Below are 6,485 nucleotides of genomic sequence, written 5' to 3' on the forward strand. Positions count from 1 at the left end.
TAGTAGCTTGGAGTCAAAGAGGGACAAGCTTCAAGAATTGCGAGACATAGGAGCTGAAGTTGTGTATTTCAGTGCAGATGTGTGTGATTCAAAGCAGCTAAAACAAGCAGTTCAGGCTGGAAAAGAACGTTTTGGAAAAATAGATGGTGTTATTCATGCTGCAGGAATAGAAGGGAAGGGAAGTATATTAAAGAAAAGTGTTGAAGACTATCTTCAATGTTTAGGACCAAAAGTACAAGGAACCCTTGCCCTTGAAGAAGCATTACAGGGAGAAAAGTTAGATTTCGTGTGTTATTTTTCCTCCAGTTCCGCCATCTTAGGGGATTTTGGTAATGGTGATTACGCTGTTGGAAACAGATTCCTTATGAGTTATGGGACATATCGTAATAAAGCAGATTACACTGGAAAGACTGTCGTCATCAACTGGCCGCTATGGAAGAGCGAAGGAATGGGCTTTGCTGATGAGGAAGGAAGCAAGATGTATCTAAAGTCCAGCGGACAAAGATTTTTAGAGTCCGAGGAAGGAACAAAAATATTTGAGAGCTTGCTCCAACAAACGAATATCCAGCACCTTGTCATGACTGGAAATAAGGAGAGAATATATAAGTTTCTCGGATTAGAAGAAAATACAGAATTAGTGACAGAAATAGAAAAGAAAGAAGTTATGATTCCTCGAGGCAAAGGTAGACGATTGGAAATGAAGGATTGGTCCATCGAGCAATGTTTGCTTTGGGAATTAAAGGATAGCATTAGCCAGATTCTAAAGATATCTAAAGAGAAACTGGGTGTTGAGGAGAATCTTGCAGATTTCGGCTTTGATTCTGTAAGTCTTGGTGAATTTTCCAGAGCATTAAGTAATTGTTTCGAGATTAATATAACACCTGATTTATTTTTCAGTTATCCAACAATAGAAAGATTAACTGATTACTTATTAGAACATTATACTCATGAAATGAAACAATTGTATCAAGAGGACGAGGAAGTTTCCTTTGAGAAAGCAGAAGCTGCAGTAACAATAGGAAAAGAGATAAAAAGAAAGGGAAGAAAAATAAGAAGTGATGATTTTAATAGAACAACTTCTTATGTTAGAAAAGAGGAGCCTATAGCAATTATCGGGATAAGTGGAAGATTTCCAGAGGCACGAAGTGTAGAAGAATTATGGTCAATACTGGTTGAGGGAAGAGAAGTTATACAAGAAGCGCCACGTAATCGTACCGAATGGATAGAAGGTGATGGAAAAGGCGGAAAATTCGGAGTAATGCCAGGGACGGCAGAATTTGATCCTTTATTTTTTGGAATAGCACCACGTGAAGCGAATCATATGGATCCAAGACAGCGATTACTACTGCAGGAATCTTGGAATGCGTTAGAGGATGCAGGTTATGGATCGAAGTCATTTGAAAATGAAAAGGTAGGCATGTTTGTAGGAATAGAAGATGGAGATTACAGGTTTATTACTAAGGATAGTAGTGATAGTGGCGTTACTTCTAATAATAATGCTGTTCTTGCTGCAAGACTCTCCTATATATTGAATTTAGATGGACCCAATATGGCTATCAATACTGCATGTTCTTCAGGGCTTGTAGCTATACACCAAGCGTGTCAGAGTCTTCGGAATGGAGAATGTGATACGGCTATTGTTGCAGGAGTGAATCTTATGATTACTCCTTATAGTTACAATAGTATGAATAAGGCAGGAATGCTTTCGGAAAATGGTAAGTGTTATGCCTTTGACAAACGGGCAAATGGAATGGTACCAGGCGAGGCTATCGGTGTCGTCGTATTAAAAAGATTATCGAAAGCAGAAGCCGATCGCAACCCCATCTACGCAACGATAAAGGGAAGTGGAATCAATTATGATGGGAAGACAAATGGAATAACGGCTCCAAGCGGAAGTTCACAAAGTAGGCTTATCAGAGAAATATATGAACGCTTTACTATTAATCCACAAGATATGGAATATATCGTTACTCATGGAACGGGGACGAAGCTTGGTGATCCGATAGAAATCAATGCACTGGCAGAGGCGTTTAAAGATTTTACAGAAGAAAGCAGTTATTGTGCACTGACATCTGTTAAGCCGAATATTGGGCATACTCTGGCTGCATCTGGAATAGTAAGTCTTATTAGCCTAGTCATGTCATTAAAACACGAAACGATTCCCGCAAGTATCAATTGTGAGCAACTAAATGATTATATTCACTGGGAAAATAGTCCGTTTTATGTTAATAGAGCGAATAAGGAATGGAAGGATAGAGATGGACAGAAACGGCTTAGTGCTGTTAGTTCTTTCGGCATGAGTGGTACAAATGCTCATGTAGTAGTCGAAAGTTATGATTCGGTAGGAAAAGAAAGGGAGCATCAGACTCATCCACCATATTATTTACTGGCCTTATCAGCAAAGACCTCAGAAGCGTTACAACAAAAAATTCACGATATAAAAGTGATGTTTGAGCGGAAACCAGATATGCGACGATCAGAATTAGCAAATATAAGCTATACATTGATGGAAGGAAGACAACATTTTCCACATCGCTGTGCTGTGGTAGTAAGGAATGCTGAAGAAGCCATTCGAACATTTAGAGAAGTGGGGTATTCTGGAAGTGGTCAGAACTGGTTTAAAGGAATTATGTCAAAAGACTTTACTATTCAGGCAGCCATATTAAGAACTGTAGAGGATTTAATAGAGGAATGTAAAGAATTGGAAGGTGATTCTAAAATCTATAAAGAAAATCTTTATGCGTTGGCTGAATATTATTGCTTGGGTTATGAAGTCGCGTGTAATGAACTTCTTAGTAATGTAGATATTAGTAAAGTTAGCCTGCCAACTTATCCGTTTGCGCAGGAGGAATATTGGATAACTGATACAGAAAAAACACACCTCACAACTTTAAGGGGTGGAAAGATACATCCACTCCTTCATCAGAACACCTCAGATATCAGTAGCCAACGTTTTAGCTCATGGTTTAATGGCCGAGAGCATTTTATGAAAGCCGGTGAAAATGAGGGAGAAAGCATCTTATTACATGTGGCTCACATAGAAATGGCACGTTTAGCCTCTAAGCTGTATCTAAACAATGAACTCACTAGCCTTTTATTAAAAGATATAAATTGGAATGAGCCAGTTACAATAAATGAGAAATCAAATCAGATAAATATTGCCTTGTATGAACAAGATTCCGAAACAATAGAATGGCAAATATATAGTGAAAAAGATGAAAGTGAAGAAGGTTACATTGTAGGTAGCCAAGGTAAGACAATGATAAAGGAAATAACTATACCTCAGTGCCTTAATCTAGCTGTTTTACATGAGCAGTATCCAAATAGTCTATATACATCTCAAATGGAAGGTATAGACAGAACTATAGAGTTTAGTAGTCTAGTTGAAGGACTGTGGACAAAAGATAATATTTCCAGTGGGGAAAGAAAAGAATTATTAATTAAGTTTAGGCATACTCCTTCGATTATAAATAAAGATTTTCAAGAATCAATGGTATTTGACCCCTACATACTTGATACATGCTTTAAAGCTGTTCATATATTTAGTGAAAACAGACTGTGTGACATAAATGTATTGAGCTTGAAGGAAGCAGAGTTTATTGCGGGAGCAGGCAACACTACTTGGGGAATTATTTATATACATCATATGAAAAATACGGAAATAAATGTCTTAGAGATGGATATATCCTTTTATGATGAATATGGACAAGTTGTAAGTTTAATACGAGGACTAAAAGGCACGACTAAGGATTCCAACAAGTCTCCCTTATATTCTCAACAATTAAACGTCCAATTGGATGAAAATAATGATAAAAAATTTACACAAGTAGATACAATAAAGAAAGACAAAGGAAAAGGTAACGAAATAATCCCTACTCAAGGAAAAGGAAGGCAACCTTTAATGAAGGGATGGACTGTAGAACAGTGTGTTCTTTGGGAATTAAAAAACATAGTTAGCCAAACACTCGAAATACCAGAAGAAAAGCTGGATTCGAAAGAAAATCTTGCAGACTTTGGATTTGATTCTATCAGTTTAGCTGAATTTGCTAGCAATATAAGTAATAGATATAACTTAAACATAACACCTGATGTGTTTTATGGATATCCAACTATTGATAGATTAGGCAAATTCCTACTAAACGAATATGTAAAAGACATGGAGATATTTTATCATGTGAATGAGGAAGTTCGTTCTGAACCACAGAAAGCCCCTAATTTAGTGCATAAAATATCTGAACATAGTAGTAGAAAGATAAGACGTAAACGTGCAGGAAATAATTTTGTAAGTTCAAAGACACAGGAACCTTTAGCAATTATTGGAGTAAGTGGTAGATTTCCACAAGCTGAGAGTGTGGACGAGTTATGGTCCATACTATATGAGGGCAAAGAAACAATCCGTGAAATACCACTTGATCGCTCAGAGTGGTCGGAGACAAATAAAATTGATAATGATGGGGCAATTCGCAAAAGAGCAGGTGTCCTGTCAGGTGTGAATGAATTTGACCCGCTATTTTTTGAAATATCACCACGTGATGCGGAGACCATGGATCCTAGACAAAGGTTATTACTGGAGGAAACGTGGAAAGCACTAGAAGATGCAGGTTACGGATCAAAATCATTTGAAAATGACAAGGTCGGTATGTTTGTAGGAATCGAGGATGGAGATTATAAGCGGTTGATTGATAATGAGGCAAGTATTACCTCAAATCATAATGCCATACTGGCTGCAAGACTTTCTTATTTCCTAAATCTAGATGGACCCAATATGGCCATTAATACGGCATGTTCTTCTGGGCTTGTAGCTATACATCAAGCATGTCAAAGCCTCCGAAATGGAGAATGTGATACTGCCATTGTTGCAGGGGCTAATCTTATGATTACTTCTGAAAGTTACAACGGTATGTATAAAGCAGGAATGCTTTCAGAAGATGGAAGGTGTTATGCCTTTGACAAACGAGCAAACGGAATGGTACCAGGTGAGGCTATTGCTGTTGTGGTATTAAAAAGAATTTCAAAGGCAGAAGCAGACCGTAATCCTATCTACGCAACGATCGTGGGAAGTGGCATTAACTACGATGGGAAGACGAACGGAATAACAGCTCCAAGTAGAAGCTCACAAAGCAAGCTTATCAAAGAAGTGTATGATCGTTTTAATATTAATCCACAAGAAATGGAATATATCGTTACCCATGGAACAGGGACAAAACTTGGGGATCCTGTAGAAATTAATGCACTGGCAGAGGCGTTTAAAGATTTTACAGAAGAAAGCAGTTATTGTGCATTAACATCTGTTAAGCCGAATATTGGGCATACTCTGGCTGCATCTGGAATAGTAAGTCTTATTAGCCTAGTTATGTCATTAAAACATGATACGATTCCCGCAAGTATCAATTGTGAACAACCAAATGATTATATTCATTGGGAAAACAGTCCGTTTTATGTTAATAGAGCGAATAGGGAATGGAAGGATAGAGATGGAAAGAAGCGACTTGGTGCTGTTAGTTCTTTTGGTATGAGTGGTACAAATGCTCATGTAGTGGTCCAAAGCTATGTACCGGAAGAAAAAGAAAAGGAGCATCAGATTCATCCGCCATACTATTTGCTTACCTTATCAGCAAAAACACCAGAATCATTACAGCAGAAAATCCGTGATATAAAAGTGATGTTTGAACGAAAAAAGGAAATGCGACCATCAGAAATGGCAAATATAAGCTATACATTGATGGAAGGAAGACAACATTTTCGCCATCGCTGTGCAGTTGTAGTGAGCGATATAGAGGATGCTATTCATATATTCAGACAAGCAGAAAGTAATAGAAGTGTGCCGAATTTGTTTAAGGGAACCGTCTCAAGGGATTTTGTAGCTCAACCTGCTATTTCTCAATCTATAGGAGAGTTAATGGAGAAGAGCCATAGGGTAGAAGGTCGTCTAAATGAATACCAGGAAATTCTCTATGCATTGGCAGAGTATTACTGTTTTGGCTATGAATTATCGTGTGAAATACTCTTGAAAAATAATATATTTGAAAAAGTCAACCTTCCTACTTATCCATTTGCGAAAGAGAAGTACTGGATTCCGACTGAAATGAAGCAATCCTTGGTATCAGTATCCCAATATGGTATCATTCATCCTTTAGTTCATGAAAATACATCGAATCTTAATGGACAACGGTTCAGTTCTATCTTTACTGGTACAGAGGATTTCATCCATTCCGTTAATGAAAATAATCATTATTTATCGGAATTAGCACATCTAGAAATGATTAGAGTTGCTGCAAAACGTTCCATGACAGTTAAGAAAGATACTACGTTAGTTTTACAGAATGTTGAATGGATAGAGCCCATATTAGTAGATAAAAATACAATGGTTAATATTGCGCTTTACCCAAGCACAAATGGTGATCTTGAATGGGAGATATATGCACAAAATGAGGCTTCTGAAGAGGAGCCAGAAGTGAATAGTGAAGGAAAATTAAGCAGAAAGG

At 37.5% G+C, this 6,485-nt stretch carries 1 protein-coding gene; it reads left to right on the forward strand.

The genetic code is table 11. The features are described 5' to 3' along the window. Nucleotides 1-61: 61 nt before the first annotated feature. The coding region (locus ACTNDN_RS24265; RefSeq protein ID WP_441132520.1) for an SDR family oxidoreductase at nt 62-6,485 on the forward strand (6,424 nt) is incomplete at its 3' end.

Origin of the sequence: Niallia sp. HCP3S3_B10 (assembly GCF_052064465.1) — a bacterium.
In the GTDB taxonomy this organism is placed as follows: domain Bacteria; phylum Bacillota; class Bacilli; order Bacillales; family Cytobacillaceae; genus Niallia; species Niallia hominis.